Raw genomic sequence first — 1,741 nt, forward strand, 5'->3', positions numbered from 1 at the left:
GGGTTCTTCCGCATCTTTGGTGCAGTCTGCTCGAGGAAGCCTTTGGAGGCCTGATTGATGATCAGGCGGCCAGTAACACTCGCTGTCGCAGGAGTTGGTAGTTTGCTCGTCCGTACATCTGCCGCTTTATGGCTTTGACTCTACTGACCTGACCTTCGACCGGGCTCGTCGTCCAACGGGTCGTGATCGCGCGCCTGACTGCATCAATGTCCCGTGTGATGCCGCCCGCAAAGCTGCCAAGTTCACTGTCAGCTGCCTGTTCGAGCCATTTATCGAGTGTGGTTACGTCCTTGCCGCCAAGAACCGTGACGAACTGAACAGCCAGTTCCGCTGCCTCACGAAGGCGCGGTGCTTGCGCATATAGATGGTCGAGGAACAGCGTATGTTCGGCATCGATCTGATCGGGAGCCTGGCCCATGTACCATGCGCAGCGCCGCCGCGATGGGGCCTTCCAGGCTGACCGCTGCCTCTGCGGTTCTAGTGCCTGTGCATCGTCGCGGCTGCGCCGCTTGGCTGCCCATCGTGCAATGGTGTTCCGGCTCCCCTTGTAGCCGAGTTCTTTCAGTTCTCGCCAAAGCTGTTGTCCAACCTGGTGTCCCGAACGCCACCGGGCTTCGAGCCATTCTTCGAAAGGGCCCAGAAGATGGGAATGTATACGGGGACGCACATGTTCGGGTTCGCCGCCGGCGGCTATCCAGCGCTGGACCTTGCGCTGAGCTACGCCAACCAGCTCGGCGATGCTCGACGTGGGATGTCCCAGCTTGTCGAGCTGGCATATTTCCTCGCAGCGTTCGCGTCGACCGGCCTTCCGATCGGTCCGCAATTTGACTAGACCGGGGGATGTCGGTGCAGGGTTGGCTTGCGCGCCCTGCGCGGATGCCATGATTTTCGCCGCCGCGGACACCGCACTGCGGTGGCGACCAACTGCCTGGCGCAGTGCCTCATCCAGGCCACTGAGCAGATGCCAGCGATCGGCCACTTGCATGGCTCCTGGCGCCCCGCGCCTTGCTCCTTGGGCGTAAACTCCAGCGCGATCACGCGCGGCAACCTTGATCCCTGGCCAGCGCTTCAGCCAGTCGGCCACGCTATCCGCGTTGCGATCAGGCAGCAGATCAAGAACGCGATTTCGCTCCAAGTCGCAGATGATCGTTCCGTAGCGCTGTCCGCGCCGCCACGCCCAATCGTCGATGCCCACGATCGTAGGGGCAACGAAACCCGGCACAGGCGCCGTCCGGATCATCCGCAGCAATGTATCTCCGCCCACCGGCATCGCCAACCTATGGGCGAGGCGGGAGCCCGGCTCACCACCCGCTACAAGAGCTATAGCGCGCTGGCTCTGTGCGAGCCGATCGGAGCGTTGCGCGCTCGAAACAGCGACCCCGGGCAATCGCTCCGTGAATATCTGCACCTTGCAATCAGGCGTCCTGCAGCGAAAGCGCCGCGCCGTGAGGCGCATCGCCACAATCCGTCCATGCCAAAGCAAATCGGAGAGATGGCGCTGGTAATGGCTATGCACGCCACTCGAGTGCCGTCCGCAACCGGGGCACGAGGAGGAGCGCTGAACTGGCCTTACATCCAAATGAAGCCTCCCGTCCGCTGTTTCGTCGCGACTGACAATCGTCAAACCTGCAGGAACGGGAGAAACCGAAGACGTCTGGACCACGAGCAAATACCATCGCTGACCGTAATCCCGACTCTATGCACTCATCCGATTCGCGTGTGAATCCCTCAACTTGCACCA

General features: G+C 61.6%; 1 protein-coding gene. It reads right to left on the minus strand.

Annotated elements, in window-relative coordinates; all coding sequences use genetic code 11:
* Positions 1 to 61: 61 nt before the first annotated feature.
* Entirely contained in the window at positions 62 to 1,663 is a 1,602-nt protein-coding gene (locus tag EBBID32_RS22875; RefSeq protein ID WP_006967895.1) for an ISL3 family transposase, read from the minus strand.
* Between the last annotated feature and the right edge of the window lie 78 nt (positions 1,664 to 1,741).

This window comes from Sphingobium indicum BiD32 (assembly GCF_000382885.1).
Taxonomy (GTDB): Bacteria; Pseudomonadota; Alphaproteobacteria; order Sphingomonadales; family Sphingomonadaceae; genus Sphingobium; species Sphingobium japonicum_C.